14 protein-coding genes are annotated in these 16,470 nt (G+C 64.9%); 6 read left to right on the top strand and 8 right to left on the bottom strand.

Features of this window, described 5'->3' with window-relative positions; all coding sequences use genetic code 11:
- Positions 1-3: 3 nt before the first annotated feature.
- From FHR95_RS00685 to can, 4 genes are all read right to left on the bottom strand, one after another.
- Positions 4-945 (bottom strand): ABC transporter permease, encoded by a 942-nt coding sequence (locus tag FHR95_RS00685; RefSeq protein ID WP_040186753.1) that lies wholly within the window; start codon positions 943-945, stop codon positions 4-6.
- Positions 942-1,988, bottom strand: a complete 1,047-nt coding sequence (locus FHR95_RS00680) for an ABC transporter permease (protein ID WP_183312988.1) — start codon at positions 1,986-1,988, stop codon at positions 942-944. The genes FHR95_RS00685 and FHR95_RS00680 overlap by 4 nt, the downstream gene beginning before the upstream one ends.
- A 104-nt stretch (positions 1,989-2,092) precedes the next feature.
- Positions 2,093-3,667, bottom strand: coding sequence for an ABC transporter substrate-binding protein (locus FHR95_RS00675; protein WP_183312987.1), 1,575 nt, complete (start codon positions 3,665-3,667; stop codon positions 2,093-2,095).
- A gap of 145 nt (positions 3,668-3,812) precedes the next feature.
- Positions 3,813-4,463: a carbonate dehydratase gene (gene can / locus FHR95_RS00670; protein ID WP_183312986.1), complete on the bottom strand. Its 651-nt coding sequence runs from the start codon at positions 4,461-4,463 to the stop codon at positions 3,813-3,815.
- 162 nt (positions 4,464-4,625) lie between these two features.
- Here can and gorA point away from each other — a divergent pair, with 162 nt between their 5' ends.
- From gorA to FHR95_RS00650, 4 genes are all read left to right on the top strand, one after another.
- A complete protein-coding gene (gene gorA / locus FHR95_RS00665) occupies positions 4,626-5,987 on the top strand; it encodes a glutathione-disulfide reductase (RefSeq protein WP_183312985.1) in 1,362 nt (453 codons plus the stop codon).
- Between the two features lie 236 nt (positions 5,988-6,223).
- The gene (ectA, locus tag FHR95_RS00660) at positions 6,224-6,802 is read left to right on the top strand and encodes a diaminobutyrate acetyltransferase (RefSeq protein WP_040186762.1); all 579 of its coding nucleotides are present in this window, start codon (positions 6,224-6,226) and stop codon (positions 6,800-6,802) included.
- A gap of 105 nt (positions 6,803-6,907) precedes the next feature.
- Complete coding sequence (ectB, locus tag FHR95_RS00655; protein WP_183312984.1) at positions 6,908-8,173, top strand: diaminobutyrate--2-oxoglutarate transaminase; 1,266 nt, start codon at positions 6,908-6,910, stop codon at positions 8,171-8,173.
- 92 nt (positions 8,174-8,265) lie between these two features.
- Entirely contained in the window at positions 8,266-8,679 is a 414-nt protein-coding gene (locus tag FHR95_RS00650) for an ectoine synthase (protein WP_040186766.1), read from the top strand.
- Between the two features lie 71 nt (positions 8,680-8,750).
- Here the strand turns inward: FHR95_RS00650 and FHR95_RS00645 are convergent, their stop codons facing one another.
- From FHR95_RS00645 to FHR95_RS00630, 4 genes are all read right to left on the bottom strand, one after another.
- The gene (locus tag FHR95_RS00645) at positions 8,751-9,296 is read right to left on the bottom strand and encodes a DUF3833 domain-containing protein (protein WP_040186768.1); all 546 of its coding nucleotides are present in this window, start codon (positions 9,294-9,296) and stop codon (positions 8,751-8,753) included.
- Positions 9,297-9,458: 162 nt separating this feature from the next.
- Complete coding sequence (locus FHR95_RS00640) at positions 9,459-9,827, bottom strand: hypothetical protein (protein ID WP_183312983.1); 369 nt, start codon at positions 9,825-9,827, stop codon at positions 9,459-9,461.
- A gap of 74 nt (positions 9,828-9,901) precedes the next feature.
- The gene (locus tag FHR95_RS00635; protein ID WP_183312982.1) at positions 9,902-11,146 is read right to left on the bottom strand and encodes a hypothetical protein; all 1,245 of its coding nucleotides are present in this window, start codon (positions 11,144-11,146) and stop codon (positions 9,902-9,904) included.
- A 164-nt stretch (positions 11,147-11,310) separates the two neighbouring features.
- A complete protein-coding gene (locus FHR95_RS00630) occupies positions 11,311-13,737 on the bottom strand; it encodes an outer membrane beta-barrel protein (RefSeq protein ID WP_183312981.1) in 2,427 nt (808 codons plus the stop codon).
- Positions 13,738-14,051: 314 nt separating this feature from the next.
- Between FHR95_RS00630 and FHR95_RS00625 the strand changes: the two genes are divergently transcribed.
- Entirely contained in the window at positions 14,052-14,897 is an 846-nt protein-coding gene (locus FHR95_RS00625) for an ATP-dependent zinc protease family protein (protein WP_183312980.1), read from the top strand.
- A 64-nt stretch (positions 14,898-14,961) separates the two neighbouring features.
- Entirely contained in the window at positions 14,962-16,467 is a 1,506-nt protein-coding gene (locus tag FHR95_RS00620) for a UUP1 family membrane protein (protein ID WP_183312979.1), read from the top strand.
- Positions 16,468-16,470: the final 3 nt, after the last annotated feature.

Raw genomic sequence — 16,470 nt, 5'->3', positions numbered from 1 at the left:
GAGTCAGCCCTTGTAGAGTCGCGGGTTGAGAACGTCACGCAGCCAGTCGCCGAGCAGGTTGATCACCAGCACCAGCACCACCAGCACCAGGCCGGGGACCAGGGTGATCCACCACGAGCCTGACTGCAGGTAGTCGAAGCCCGACTTGATCAGTGACCCCAGCGACGGCTGTGTCTCGGGCATGCCCAGGCCGAGGAAGGAGAGCGCGGCCTCGGAGATGATGGCGTTGGCCACCTGCACCGTGGAGATGACGAAGATCGGCGACAGGGTGTTGGGCAGGATATGGCGAAACATGATGCGCCGGCTGGTGAAGCCCATCACCCGGGCGGCATCGACATACTCCTTGTGGCGTTCGGCCAGCACCGAGGCGCGCACCGTTCTTGCATACTGGGGCCATTCGGCCAGGCCGATGATCAGCACCAGCAGCGGAACCGCATAGGCGCTGAAGGTGGCACCGCCGAACGCCGCCTTGACCAGGGCGCCCACCACGATGGCCACCATTAGGGTGGAGAACGACAGCTGGATGTCGGCCAGGCGCATCAGGAAGGCATCCACGCGCCCACCCAGGTAGCCGGCCAGCAGCCCGAAGCTGACCCCCAGCATGGCCTGGAGCGCCACGGCGCCGAAGCCGATGATCAGCGACACTCGGGCACCATAGAGAATGGTGGAGAGCAGGTCGCGGCCCTGGGAGTCGGTGCCCATCAGATAGGCCGGGTCGCTGCCGTCGACCCAGAAGGGCGGCAGCTCCGAGGCCATGATATCGATCTGCGCCAGATCATAGGGGTCCATGGGCGCCAGCCACGGGGCCAGCACGGCCACGGCAACCAGGGCGATGAAGACCACCAGGCTGACCTGTGCGATCAGGTCACGCTTGAAACTGTAGAGCAGGTAGGAGCCGCGAAAGCGTGACCAGCGGCTCGCCACCTGGGGTGTCGTGGTTGTCATGCGGGTTTACCTGTCAGCTTGACGGTGGGATTGACCAGGCCATAGATCAGGTCGACCAGGGTGTTGGTGATCACGAAGATCAGCCCCACGATCATCAGGTAGGTGATGATCAGCGGCACGTCGGAGCGCTGAATGGCGTTGAGGAACATCAGCCCCATGCCCGGCCACTGGAAGACCGTCTCGGTGAGGATGGTGTAGGCCACCAGCGTGCCGATCTGCACCCCGCCCATGGTGATCACCGGCAACATGGTGTTCTTCAGGGCGTGCACGAAATAGATGCGGCGCAACGAGATGCCCTTGGCGCGGGCGAACTTCACGTACTCCGACTGCAGCACCTCGAGCATCTCAGCGCGGATTAGCCGGATGAACAGCGGCAGCATGATCGAGGCCAGCGAGATGGCCGGCAGCACCAGGTAGGTGAGGCCTTCCAGGGAGGCGAAGTTGGTCGCCCAGGTGCCAAATACCGGCACCGGGTTGCCGCGGCCGTAGGCCGGCATGCCACCCTCGGTGCTCACCAGGTCGTTGAGCCAGGCCCCCCAGCCGGTATCGGCGGGGAAGGGCGACCAGCTGACGCCGATGGCGAACAGCTGGATCAGCATGATGGCGGTGAGGAAGACGGGGATCGAGATGCCGATGATCGACACCCCCATGAAGAACCGCGACAGCCAGGCGCGCGGTCGGATGGCGCTGTAGACGCCGATCGGCACCGAGAGCAGCACGATCAGCAGGGTGGTGGCGAAGACCAGCTCGAGGGTCGCCGGCAGGTGGCGGGCGATAACCTCGGTGGTCGGCTGGTTGAAGATGTAGGAGTAGCCGAAGTCCAGCTGCAGGGCATTGCCCGCAAAGCGCAGATACTGGACCAGGAAGGGGTCGTTGAGGCCCAGCTGCTCGCGCAGGGCCTCGCGCTCGCTCTCCGGGACCGACTGGCCGACCATCTGCTGGATGGGGTCGCCCAGGTTGTCCTGGATGGCGAAGGCGATGATGCTGATGATGAACATCACCAGCAACGCATGGAAGAGGCGCTTGATCAGGAAAGCGATCATGGCTGGCGTCCCGTGTGCAACACGCGGCGACGCACTCGCTGGGCGAGCGCGTCGCAGAGGTCAGGGTTTTGGATGGCCGGCCCGCAAGGGCCGGCGAGGGAGGCTTACTTGCCCTCGATGACCAGGTCCCCGAGGTAGGGGAAGTTCATCACGTTGAGGATCGGTTCGATCATGACGTTGTCCGCCGAGGCCCAGGCCAGGTCCTGCCAGTGCAGGGGCACCACGGCCGCCTCGTCGTGGAGGGTCTGCTCGACCTGCTGCAGCATCTCGGCCCGCTTCTCGAGGTCGACCTCCAGGTTGGCCTCGGCCACCAGCTTGTCGAGCTCGGGATTGCAGTAGTTGCCGGCGTTGTACTGGCCGGCACCGGTGTCGGCGTCCGGACAAGCCGTCAGGTACTCGTGGAAGTTGGCGCTGTCCTCAGTGTCGGCGTGCCAGCCGATCAGCATCATGTCGGCCGCGCGGTCGTCATACTCGCCCCAGTACTGGGCCTTGGGCAGCGTCTTGAGGTCCACCGTGACATTGATGCGCGCCAGCATGGCGGCCACCGCCTGGGCGATCTTGGCATCGTTCACGTAGCGATTGTTGGGCGCCATCATGGAGATCTCGAAGCCGTCAGCGTAGCCGGCATCCGCCATCAGCTGCTTGGCCTTTTCCAGGTCGTAGCGCGGCTCCAGGTCGGCCACATGACCCGCATAGCCCTCCGGCGAGAACTGCGCCGCCGGCGTGGCGAAGCCCTTCATCAGTCGATCGGCGATGCCTTCCTGATTGACCGCATAGGCAAAGGCCTGACGAACACGCGGGTCCTGGAAGGCCTCGACGCGCTCCTGGTTCATATGGAAGAAGATGATCCGCGTGCCGGACATGGTGACCAGCTTGACGTCCTCGTCCTCGCGAATGCGGTCCAGATCATTGGGCGGCACCGGCGCGATGAAGTCCACGTCGCCGGAGAGCAGGGCGGCGACCCGGGTGGCGTTCTCGCTGATCGGCGTGAGCACGATCTGATCGACGTTGCCGGGGGACGCCTCGTCCCAGTAGCCCTCGAAGCGATCGAACTCCATGCGGGTGCCCTTCTGGTGCTCGACCACGGTGAAGGGGCCGGTGCCGGAGAGGTTGGCCGACGCAAAGGAATTACCGTTCTTGACGATCTCGTCCTTGGGGTCACCGTCCTCGGCGGTACCGCTGTAGAACTCGCTGTCCAGCGGGAAGATATAAGTGGCGAGATTGAGCAGCAGCGGGTAGGGCTCGCCGGTCTTGAACTCCACCGTGGTCTCGTCGAGCGCGGTCACCGTCTCGATGGGCTCGAAGATCGCCTTGAAGTCCGGACTGCGCTTGAGGCGCTCGACGGTCCACACCACGTCCTCGGCGCTGAAGGCGTTGCCGCTGTGAAATGCCACGTCGTCACGCAGGGTCATGCGCATGGTGGTGTCGTCGACCTGCTCCCAGCTGGTGGCCAGGCGCGGCTCGAAGCTCAGGTCCTTGTTCCAGCGCACCAGCGGGTCGAAGGTCATGTGGGAGAGCTGGAGGATACCGCCGGAGAGCTGCTCGTGGATGTCCAGCGAGACCGGGTCGGCGTCATAGGCCATGCGCAGGGTGGTTTCGGCGCTGGCCATGGAGGGCAGTACCGCGGTGGTCATGGCAGCGCCGATCACGCTTGCCAGCAGGGTCTTCTTGAGAGTCATAGGTTGTTCCGTGCCGGGTGACTTGTTGTTGGTGTGATGACCGCGAAGGTCCAGGCAACAACATAGTCAGCCCAGGCACCGGCGCACAATCGAAATTGTGAGAGGGGCCATGCGCGCGGCGAATGAGCGTGCTTGCCGGGCCTGTTCAGTCCCCGCTGGCGGTGAGGCGATCGATGCGGTAGAGGGTGGCGACCTGGTCGAGGCCGTGGGCGCTGCAGTCGAGGTCGTTGACCCGACCATCGCTCAGTCCGTAGATCCAGCCGTGAACGGAGAGCGCCTGGCCGCGCTGCCAGGCCCGCTGGATGATCTTGGTTCGGCAGAGATTGTTGACCTGAGCCTCGACGTTTAACTCGCACATGCGGTCGACCTGTTCCTCGAGGGGCAGGTCTTCCAGGGCGCCACGATGACCACTGTAGAGCTCGCGGACCGAGTGCAGCCAGTAGTCGACCATGCCGCATTCGCCGCCGGCGACGGCTGACCGCACACCGCCGCAGCCGTAGTGGCCGACCACCATGATATGGCGTACCTTGAGCACGTCCACGGCATACTGCACCACCGAGAGAGCATTCATGTCGTTGTGGTGGAGCAGGTTGGCGACGTTGCGATGGACGAAGACCTCGCCCGGTGGCAGGTCGATGATCTGGTTGGCCGGCACGCGAGAATCGGAACAGCCGATCCACAGGTACTCGGGGCTCTGCTGGCGGGCAAGACGCGCGAAATAGTCGGGATCGTCCCGGCACATCTTCTCCGCCCAGCTGCGGTTGTTGGCCAGCAGTCTATCGATCTCGTGTCTCATGTCAGGCTCCGGATGGCTCGCTCGGCGGTTAAAGGGGGGACCCTTGTATCGTCACCCGCTGAGGCGGTCAACCGCTCTCCCGGGGCCTCGCCTCGGCTGGTATGATCCCCCCGAGATTTACAGACGGGCCGACGTGGCTCGACCCTTCGACAGGAGAGATGCGTGTCAGACTTCGACTATGACCTGTTCGTGATCGGGGCGGGATCCGGCGGGGTACGCGCCGCCCGCACCGCGGCTGCCACCGGCGCGCGGGTCGCCGTGGCGGAGGACCGCTACCTGGGTGGCACCTGCGTCAACGTGGGCTGTGTGCCCAAGAAGCTCTACTCCTACGCCGCCCATTTCCACGAGGCCTTCGAGGATGCCGGGGGGTTCGGCTGGCAACTGGCCGAGGCACCGCGCTTCGAATGGACCACGCTGCGCGACAACAAGATCGGCGAGATCAAGCGGCTCAACGGCATCTACGGACGCCTGCTCGATTCGGCTGGCGTGCGCCTGATCAATGGCCGCGCCCAGGTGCTGGACGCGCACCATGTCAGCGTCAACGACGAGACATTCAGCGCGGAAAAGATCCTGGTGGCGGTGGGCGGCTGGCCCTGGGTCCCCGATTTCCCGGGCAACGAGCATGTCGTCGATTCCAACCGGGTCTTTGACCTGGAGCGCTTTCCCGAGCGCTTTCTGGTCCTCGGCGGCGGCTATATCGCCGTGGAATTTGCCAGCATCTTCAATGGCCTGGGCAGTGAGGCCCACCTGGTCTACCGCGGCGAGCTGTTCCTGCGCGGCTTCGATCAGCAGGTGCGCGAGTTCACCCGTGACGAGATGGCCAAGAAGGGTGTCCAGCTGCACTTCAAGGCCAATATTGCCTCCATCGAGAAGGTCCCCTCGGGCCTGCGGGTGAACCTCACCAATGGTGAGCAGTTGGAGGTGGATGCGGTCCTGGCCGCCACCGGCCGCCGCCCCCACCTCGAGGGCCTGGGCCTGGATCGCCTCGACATCGCGTTGACCGACAGCGGCCATCTGCGCGTCAACGAGCGCTTCGAGACTTCCGAGCCGTCGATCCTCGCGCTGGGTGATGTCTCCGGTGGCCCCGAGCTGACCCCGGTGGCGCTGGCCGAAGCCATGCAGATGGTCAGGCACCACTTCGACGAGGTCGAGCCGGCCCCGCTGGACTACCGCAACATCCCCACCGCGGTGTTCTGCCATCCCAACATCGGCACCGTGGGGCTCTCCGAGGAGCAGGCGCGCGAGGCATGCGGCGAGATTCGCGTCTATGCAGCCGACTTCCGGCCGATGAAGCACACCCTGTCCGGCAGCACTGAACGCTGCCTGATGAAGCTGATCGTCGATGATGTGAGTGATGTGGTGGTGGGGGCCCACATGGTGGGTGAGGAGGCCGGCGAGGTGATCCAGGGGATCGCCGTGGCCGTGCGTGCCGGCCTCACCAAGGCGGACTTCGACGCCACCGTGGGCATTCATCCCACCGGCGCCGAGGAGTTCGTCACCATGCGGGTGCCGACTCGGCGCTGAAAAATCCACGACGTCGGGGGCGCAGCGGGTCATGCCCAGGGGGAGACCCGCTGCAGATTGTCATAGCGTCGCAAGGGGAGTGAGCTATTATCCAAAGCAATGGCTCCACTGGAAATAATGGCCCTTGCAGCATAATTTTCCATTATGGTTCCAGCTCGGCAGAATAACCATGGCTTTGAACTGGCGATAAGCCGCTGTTATACTTCTTTCCAAATTCGCTACAGCGAACCATGACAATGAACGCAACTACCGAGCCTTTTACGCCCTCTGCCGACCTGGCCCGTCCCACCGTGGCGGACGCCGTTGTCGGTCACGACAGCTACCCGCTGTTCATCCGCAAGCCCAATCCCGACGATGGCTGGGGCGTCTATGAGCTGGTCAAATCCTGCCCCCCGCTGGACGTCAACTCCGCCTATGCCTATCTGCTGCTGGCGACCCAGTTCCGTGACAGCTGTGCCGTGGCGACCAACGAGGAAGGTGAAATCGTCGGCTTCGTTTCCGGTTACGTGAAAAGCAACGCGCCGGACACCTACTTCCTGTGGCAGGTGGCGGTCGGCGAAAAGGCACGGGGCACCGGGCTGGCCCGGCGCCTGGTGGAAGCCGTCATGACGCGTCCCGAGATGGCCGACGTTCATCATCTGGAGACCACCATTACGCCGGATAACCAGGCCTCCTGGGGCCTGTTCCGTCGGCTTGCCGCCCGCTGGCAGGCACCGCTCAACAGCCGCGAGTATTTCTCCACCGACCAGCTCGGTGGCGAGCACGACCCGGAAAACCTCGTGCGCATCGGCCCCTTCCAGACCGACCGTATCTGAGCTCCCCGCTTCATTGGCCTGCCGTTCTCGGGTGGCAGGCAACCCCACGTCACTTCAGCCGCATTAGCGCGCTGCCCCTTGCTATTGCCTAACAGGAGGTCGCACATGCAGACCCAGCTACTCGAACGCATGGAGTCCGAAGTCCGGACCTATTCCCGCTCCTTTCCGGTGGTCTTCACCAAGGCCCAGAATGCCCGGCTGACCGATGAAGCGGATCGTGAGTACATCGATTTTCTGGCCGGTGCCGGCACCCTGAATTACGGGCACAACAATCCACACATCAAGCAGGCGCTGCTCGACTATCTGGCCGAGGACAACATCATTCACGGCCTGGACTTCTGGACCGCCGCCAAGCGGGACTACCTCGAGGCCCTCGAGGAGGTGATTCTTAAGCCGCGTGGCCTGGACTACAAGGTCCAGTTCCCGGGGCCGACCGGCACCAATGCCGTCGAGGCCGCCATTCGCCTGGCCCGCAACGCCAAGGGCCGCCACAACATCGTCACCTTTACCAATGGCTTTCACGGCGTGACCATGGGCGCGCTGGCGACCACCGGCAACCGCAAGTTCCGCGAAGCCACCGGCGGGGTACCCACGGTTGGCGGCAGCTTCATGCCCTTCGATGGCTACCTGGGCGAGGGCGCCGATACCCTGGACTACTTCGAGAAGTTGCTCGGTGACAAGTCTGGCGGTCTGGACATCCCGGCGGCGGTGATCGTCGAGACCGTGCAGGGCGAGGGCGGTATCAACGTCGCCGGCCTCGACTGGCTCAAGCGCCTCGAAGGTATCTGTCATGCCCACGACATCCTGCTGATCGTCGATGACATCCAGGCCGGCTGCGGCCGCACCGGCAAGTTCTTCAGCTTCGAGCATGCCGACGTCGTTCCCGACATCGTCACCAACTCCAAGTCGCTCTCCGGCCTGGGCCTGCCGTTTTCTCAGGTGCTGGTACGTCCCGAGCTCGATGTCTGGAAGCCGGGCCAGTACAACGGCACTTTCCGCGGCTTTGCGCTGGCTTTTACCACCGCGGCAGCCGCGCTGCGCCAGTACTGGAGCGACGACGGCCTGGCGCAGGACGTGGCGCGCAAAGGTGAGGTCGTTGCCGAGCGCTTCCAGAAGATCGCCCGCATGCTTCGCGAACTGGGTATCGAGGCCTCGGAACGCGGCCGCGGCCTGATGCGGGGCATCGACGTCGGCAGCGGCGAGATCGCCGACAAGATTACCCACCAGGCGTTCGAGAACGGCTTGGTCATCGAGACCAGCGGCCAGGATGGCGAGGTGGTCAAGTGTCTCTGTCCGCTGACCATCACCGACGAGGAGTTAAAAAAGGGCCTGGATATTCTCGAGACCAGCACCAAACAGGCGCTTAGCTGATAGTCTGGGAGTGTCGCCCACCGGGCGGCGCGGTCGTCGACCGGTCGGCAGGAGCCGGGCCGGTCTGTCACTGACAATACTGGAGAGCATCCATGATCGTTCGCAATCTCGAGGAAGCCCGCAACAGCGACCGCCTGGTCGGTGCTGAGAATGGCAACTGGGACAGCACTCGCCTGAGCCTGGCTGATGATGGCGGCAACTGCTCGTTCCACATCACGCGCATCTACGAGGGTACCGAGACCCATATCCACTATAAGCATCACTTCGAGGCCGTCTTCTGCATGGAAGGCGAGGGCGAGGTGGAGACGCTGGCCGACGGCAAGATCTGGCCGATCAAGCCGGGTGATATCTACATCCTCGACCAGCACGACGAGCACCTGCTGCGGGCCAGCAAGACCATGCACCTGGCGTGCGTGTTCACGCCAGGGCTGACCGGCAAGGAAGTCCATCGCGAAGATGGCTCCTATGCGCCGGCCAACGAACCCGACGACAAGACCCCGATCTGATCGGACGTCACGCCGTTCCGACGACACGGCCCCGGGCTTATGGCCCGGGGCCGTGTCGTTGATGGCCGCCGTCAGGGTGAGACACGACTGAAGACGATGGTGATCTCGGCCAGCGTCACCCCGAACTTGCTCATGGCGGTGCGGTTGATCAGCCGCCCGTCGGGCTGCAGGTACATCCAGTCGTCCAGGGTGAAGGTGATCTCGCGTCCTGAGACCTCGACGGGCAGCCGGTAGCGCATGGTGAAGGCGTGACCGGCCTGGCGCGCCTCCACGGGGCCCTCCACATCATTGGCGCTGCCGAGCCAGCGATTCTCGCCCTGTCGCTCGAAGGTCCAGACGCGGCGGTCCGTCTCACCATTCTGGTAGGTGAAGCGCTCATCCAGGGTCAGGGTATCGCCCTCGAGGGTACCGTCGATGTCTACCGTGAAGCGGCGCTGCACCTCGCCACGGTAGTCCTGCACCATGCCCCAGGCACGGGTCTGGCCATCGAAGTAGTCACCGATGTCAAGGCGCGGTGTCGTTTCTGCATAGCGCTCAATGTCGACGCTGCCACACCCGGCCAGCAGCGCCAGGGGAAGCACCAGCATGGCTAGGCGAAGAAGCCATTTCCTGTACATTAAAATTTCCGTAAAAAGGGTCTGTACAGGAAGACTAGCGGATTAGCGACGCCGACGCCATCGCCGACGGAGGCGTAACCGCAAGCGGCATCATCAAACGACGCCGCCCGGCGGGCCGAGGCCTTCCGGGCGGTGTCGTGGCATCGGGTGAGGGGCAATCCGTCAGGCCTCGTGGTCGTGCTCCTCGCCATCCTCATGCTCGCCACGTCCCTCGGGCGGGCCGCCGCCTTCCTCGCCATCCTCGTGGTCGTGATCGTCGCCGTCCTCTTGCTCGCCGCGCCCCTCGCCGGTGCCGGCGCCCTTGCCCTGGCGCTGGCCGCGGTTGCCCTGGCCGCCACCCTGCTTGCCGCCCGAGCCGTGGTCATCGCCATCGGCGTGGCTATCGGTATGGTCGGTGTGCTGGGCCAGCAGCAGCGTCTCGCTCGGCACCTGGGCATAGGTGTCGGCCTGGGCCAGGCCGAAGGCCAGGACCAGCGGCAGCAGGCCAGCCATCAGGCGCCGACGCAGGGCAGGGGAGTGCGATTCTTTCATGGGTGCCTCCTGTCGAGACAGGAGCGGCCCCGTGAGGGGCCGCTTCAACTCCTGTAGTGATGTCGCGGCCGGGGTCACTCGGACTCCAGGCCGAAGTCGTGGACATACTCCAGCACCTGGACGGAATCGTCGGCCTGCTGGGTGAAGGTATCGATGCCGTAGCCGTTGTCCTCGATGGTCGGGACGGTGTTGAACACCACCTCGTCGAGCAGGTTCACCTCGGTCTGCTGGTAGTAGGTGGTGCCGTCGATCACGACCTCCTCGAGCACCGTGACGGTGACCCCGCCATAGAGGTCATCGGGGCTGTAGGAGTAGGTCTCCGACGACACCAGGGCGGCGAGCTCGTCGGCGACCCCCAGGAAGCTGCTGATGCCCATCACCTCGTCGATGGTCAGGTCACCATACTTGTCGGAACCGGCGGCAAGGGCCGAGGCAGCCAGGGTCAGCACGATATCCGCGTCGACAGTCATCGAGTAGGACTCGGCCGGCTCGTCACCGTGGGGATTGGTGGAGATGCTGAGGGTATAGAGCCCGTCGACGGGATCCTCGTTGGTCGCCTCGAGCAGGGCAATGTAGAAGGCCAGGTTCTCCAGCGGCGAGTCGATGGTGGCACCGTCCGGGGTGATCAGGCGACCGGAGGTATCGGTCATCTCGGCCAGGGTCTCGGCGGTGATTTCCACGCCATCCATCTTGCTGAGCAGTTCGGCCAGGGAGTGGTCAGTGACGCTCGACGGGGAGCGGGCGACGTTGAGACGGCCGAACTCGACCGGGATCACCTGGTCGGCATACTCTGCCGGGATCTCGTACTTGCCGTCCTCTGCCTGGACCAGCTGGATGACCTCCTCGCAGGCCGCATCCAGGCAGGGCTGGACATTGCCGTTGTCGTCGAGCACGGGCGTGCCGTCGTCGTTGCGCAGGATGATGACGATGTCGCCGTAATCGCCGCCCTTACCGCTGTCCGGGCCGCCGCCACCGCCGGCACCATCCGGCTGACCGCCGCGGTCGCTGCCACTGCCGCCCTGGCTTTGGCCCTTGCCCTCGGGCGGGCCGCCGGCGGCGTCATCGCGGAAGATGTCGGATTCGGCCGAGCGTCCCTGGCCGCCGGCGCCGAAGCCGTTGCCCTTGCCGCGGCCAATGTTGAGCAGGTCGTCGCGACCGCCACCATGGCCCTGGCCCTGCTGGGCCTCGGCCTTGTCGATCAGGAAGCTGGCGTCGGCCGAGACCGGCGCCAGGCCGATGACTGCCGCCAGGGGCAGCAGCGCGGTGCCGGCCAGGGTGGCGAGGCGACGGCGGGTGATTGTCTTGTATTGAGTGCTCATGGAATTTCTCCTCCGGGAGAAAGATACTGCCATGTCGGATGTGACTGGCAGGGCCGCCTCGACGGGTACCAGTAACTTCAAGTTAGCCCCATCAGCTATAAGCATATTTGATGTACGTCAAACTGCGCGGTTTACCCTCACGCTGCGACAACCTGCCGCAGGGCTTACCAGCGGTAGCTGAGGCCCAGGCGGGTCAGGGTCTCCTCGCTGTCCAGGGTGTCGATGCCGGAGCCGTAGTCGACCTCGATGTCGTCATAGCGGGTATGGCTGACGTCCATGCGAAGGCGCAGGCGCTCGCGCAGGGGTATCTCGATCCCGCCACCGAACTGCCAGCCCTGCTCGGTCTCGTCCAGGTGGACACGCTGATCGCCACGCGCGTAGCGGATCTTGAAGGCCGTCCAGGCCGGGCCGCCACGCAGGTAGAGCAGGGCACCGCTGTCGATCACGTAGCCGGCGCGCAGGGCCAGGCCCAGGCTTGACTCGCGGTCCACCGAATAGGTGCGGCCGGTGGGCTGGCGTTCGTGGTTCCAGGTCACGTCGCTGACCTCGGCGGCGAGCTCGCCCCCCAGATAGAACCGCTGGAAGGTCTGGCCATAGCCGACATGCAGGCCCGCCAGGGCGCCGGAGTCACCGAAGGGTGCCTCGAGCTCGGAGGGTTCTCTGCGCGGCCCCTCGAGGTCGGTGATCAGGCTGCCGTAGCCGAGCTGGCCGCCGAGATAGAGGCCGTCATACGCCTCGGGGGCGGCTGGGGTCCGCTGGCTGCCCTGGCGGCCGGGGTGCCAGGCCAGCCCCAGGCGCATCCGGCTCTCCTCCTGGGCGAAGTCGTCGCGCTCGCCGCCGACCCCGATGTCGAGGTCCTCGTAGCCGGTATAGCTGTAGTCCATGCGCAGGCCCAGGGCGGTGGAGAGCGGCACCTCCAGGCCACCGCCCAGGCGGCGTCCATCCAACCACTCCCGCTGGTCGTCGTTCTCGCCCCCCTCGGCGAAGGTCAGGTCGAAGCGGCCGCGCACCAGCGCCAGGCGAGCGTACACCTCGTTGTCGCCGGCCAGCAGGCGACCGACGCGCAGCCCGGCGCCATACTCACGCTGCTTTTCCACCGAGAAGACGCGCCCCCCGGACCGCTCATGGGACCACTCGGCATCGGCCTCCTCGGCCTCGAGCTCGAGGGCCAGGCGCCAATCGCCGAGCGTGAGGGCAGGGCCGCCGAAAAGCCCCAGGCTGCCGCCCCCGTCGCGGAAGTCGGCACGCAGGGTGCCGCCGGAGCCGCGCGAACCGGCCTGGGCCGTGCCGATCTCGCCGTAGCCGGCCTGGAGGCCCAGGTAGCCATCAACGAGCAGGTCGGCATCGCCGGCCGCGGCCAGCAGTTCGGCATCCTCGTAGCCCCTGGCGAGCTGGGTGCCGAGGCTGACCATCAGGCGGTTATTGTCGAAGTCCTCGGCGGGTAGGCTGGAGTCGCGCTGGAGGAAGTCGTAGTCCATGCCGACGAAGAGGTGAGGATTAAGGTAATGGCGTAGTCCGAGACCTAGGCCCAGCAGGTTGTCGTTGCGCGCCACGCCCTGATAGTCATGGTCGCTATAGCTGGCCCGGGCGTTGAACGTCAGGTCGGGGCGGATCGCGGTGGTCAGCTCGGCCCCTGCGCCGGTGCGCAGGTTGGCCGAGGCCCCGCGCACGGTGGTCTCTTCCACGCTGCGGTCGAGCCTGGCAATGACGCGCGTCGGCGAACCGGCGGGATGCCAGGAGAGCTCGCCCCCCAGGTCCCAGGTGGCGACGTCCTCCAGGGCCGGGTCGTCGTAGTCCTGCTCCAGCCAGCCGGCAAGCAGCTCGACGTCGAGCGTCGGAGACGGCTTTAGGAGGAGACCCACAGCGGCGTTGCCCCCCTCGGAGTCGCGATCGAAGCCGTCGATATCCACGGCCTGGTCGTAGTCGCGCAGGTCCGCTGATAGCTGAACGAAGGGTTCCAGGGAGGCGTCGAGTCGGTAGCCGAAACGCCCGCCGAAGGTGACCTGGTCGCGGTCGCGATCGTCGTTCTCGATGGTCAGGCCATCCAGGGCGTCCACGTCCTCGAAGTCCAGGGACTCGAAGGTACCGCCAACGCGGCTGGTCACGCGGCCGAGGCGGTGGTTGACGCCGGCAAAGGCGCCGATGCGGTCATAGACCGTGGGTTCCTTGCCGTTGACGGCATCGGGCGAGGTGCGGGACTCGTGGCCGTGTCCGGTGTTGAGCCCGCCGAAGACGCTGCCGGCCTCGCTGTAGGCGAACCGACCCTCGGTGCCCACGCGCCAGTCGGTGTAGTTCTCGCTCTCGAAAGCGTGATACTTGCCACGCTCGGCGTTGCCGTAGAGGCGCACCTTGTGGCGCTCCCCCTGGCCGACGAGTTCGGCGAAGGGCGAGACCACGGTGATAGTGTCATCCTGGCGATTCTCGCGTTCGGCGAAGATGTTGTCGTCGTACTCGTTGCCCACCGTCACGCCGACGTTGTGCGTCCAGCTGCCGCTACCTTCGATCGCCTGGGCCTGGGCGTTGCTGGCCGCGGACACCGCAAGCACCAGTGGCAGCAGGACGAATCCCGGTGGCCGGTTCCTTGTCTGCATGAAGATCCCCTTGCTTGTTATATCGATGCGTCGGCGGCGGTCATCGCGCGGACGACGGACCCGAGAACAGAGTAGCGCATACCCAAGTGTGTTAAAGACACATCAGAAGCCCCAGGCGGGCATTCGGGTGACACCTTGACCAAGGTCAATTGGTAGATCACACAAGTTCGCATAATGTATATTATGTTAAATCGGGGGTGGCAATGAGTTTGGCTTGCCCCCTTAAGTCGTGTTGTCGTCTTCTGCCGACGTTGGACAAGGCAGGAACCAACTCCTTATGATCATCTGCCACCTAGTAGGCTCGAGCCCTTTTCATGCGCCAATGTTTGCCGCTTGTCGGCACCCTGATCGTTGCCTCTCTGCTGAGCGGATGCACCCTGTTGCCCGACCGTGAGCCCCTGCCTCCGCCCGTCACCAGCGCGGCGTTCCAGGCGCGTATCGATCGGCTCGAGGATGCCGTCACGTCGCGCTGTGTGACTGGTCTACAGACCCGCCTCGATCAGCAGTTGCATCAGCACCAGGCACTGTCGGCGGACGTCCGTGAAGTCGGCAGCCTGTTGCGGCAATTGCGTGGCGAGGTGGCGCAACGTGACCGCGATGACGCCGAACCGCAAGGGACGCGTCAATGCAGCGACAGCCAGACCCGCTTGGGTAACAAGGAGATCCTGGGGCGCAGTGAGTGGATCGGCTTACCCGAGGTCGGCACCTACCTCAAGGCGCGTATCGATTCTGGTGCCACGACCTCATCGCTGTCGGCCACCGAGATCACCCGCTTCGAGCGTGATGGCGAGAACTGGTTGCGCTTCAAGCTGGGGCTGAATGACGACGATGCCGTGGTCGACAGCGTCCGCGACAATTGGATCGAGGCACCGGTGGAGCGACGAGTGCGTATCATCCAGGCGTCCGGCGAGGAGTCGCGTCCGGTGATCAGTCTGCTGATGACGCTGGGGCCGCTACGCGAGACGGTGCAGTTCACGCTCAATGACCGCACCCACCTCGACCATCCGGTGCTTCTGGGGCGTCGTTTCCTGATGGATATCACCGTCATCGATGTGGCCGAGCAGTATCTGCATGAGCGTCCCGAATATCCCGGCGGACGTCCGGCAGACGAAGCCGGCGCCGATGAGGCCGCTGATCGCGATGAACTCGCCGCCGAGTGATGCTTGCCTGCGTCGACGTGAAACACGCCTTGTCGCCTGATTTTTGCCCTTTCAAGGAAGACCCATGTCACGACTGCCCTTCTACCTGATCGTCGGCTTGCTGCTGGTGGCCGGGGTTGCCATGAGCATCCACCGCCACGTGCAGTTCGAGGTGCCCTGGACACCGGGTGAGCAACGCCAGGTCTGGGAGATCGAGGCCCAGGTCAATTTCATTGCCGATGGCGGGCCGGCCAAGGTCAACCTGGCGCTGCCCTCGACCCAGCAGGGCTATCGAATCCTTACCGAACATACGGCATCCCCCGGTTACGGATTGGCCTTCCTGGAGGAAAACGGCGGCCGCCGTGCCGAATGGACCACTCGCCAGGCCACGGGCGACCAGCAGCTCTATTACAGCGTGCAGGCGCTGGTCGCCCCGTCGTCCCGCCAGCCGCTGATCGAGCCTCCTCCCCTGCGGCGTGACATCGTCTGGGAAAGCCCCTATGACACCGCGGCCCGTCAGGTGATCGAGCGGGCCTGGTCACGCAGCGCCGACCCCTTCAGCTTCGCACGCGAGCTGATTACTGACTTCACCGAGGCGCGCCAGGGCGAGAATGCCCGCCTGCTGCTGACCCAGTTCGACAGGTCTCCGCTGCTCGTCCGCCTGCTCAACCAGGCCGGCGTGCCGGCCCGCGAGGTCAGCGGTCTGCTGCTCGAGCATGGTCGCCGCCGTCAGAGCCTGACGCCCTGGATCCAGGTCTTCGACGATCCGGAGTGGATGCTGTTCGACCCGCGCACCGGGGAGCGCGGCCGGCCGGATAACCTGCTGCTGTGGGAATCCGCCGGCCATGCGGTGCTCGAGGTCGAGGGCGGCAGTAACTCGCGCGTCGGCTTCTCGATGCTCTCTCGCAATCAGCCTGCCGCGGCAGCCGTACGCAGCGAGCTGGCCGATGACACCCTGCTCAACTTCTCGATCCATAGCCTGCCGCTGGAGGATCAGGCGCTCTTCCAGACCATCCTGCTGATCCCCATCGGCGCGCTGATGGTGGTGATCCTTCGCGTGCTGGTCGGCATCAAGACCTCGGGCACCTTCATGCCCGTGCTGATCGCGCTGGCCTTTATCCAGACCACGCTGATCACCGGGTTGATCGGCTTTCTGCTGGTGGTGGCCGTGGGCCTGGTGATCCGCAACTACTTGTCGTATCTGAACCTGCTGCTGGTGGCGCGAGTGACGGCGGTGATCATCACGGTCATCGCCATCATCTCGGTCTTTTCGGTGCTGTCCTATCGCTTCGGGCTCAATGCGGGTCTGACCATCACCTTCTTCCCGATGATCATCCTCTCCTGGACCATCGAGCGGATGTCGATCCTCTGGGAGGAAGAAGGCCCCAAACAGGTGCTGATCCAGGGCGGTGGCAGTCTGCTGACCGCGGTACTCGCCTACCTGGCGATGAACAATCCCTTGATTCGCCACCTCACCTTCAACTTCCTCGGCATCCAGCTGATATTGATGGCGCTGATTCTGCTGCTCGGCAACTACACCGGCTATCGCCTGCTCGAACTTCGCCGCTTCAAGCCGGTCACGGAGGACTGACAC

Origin of the sequence: Halomonas fontilapidosi (assembly GCF_014192285.1) — a bacterium.
Lineage (GTDB): Bacteria > Pseudomonadota > Gammaproteobacteria > Pseudomonadales > Halomonadaceae > Halomonas > Halomonas fontilapidosi.
This window is presented reverse-complemented; position numbering and strand designations above follow the sequence as displayed.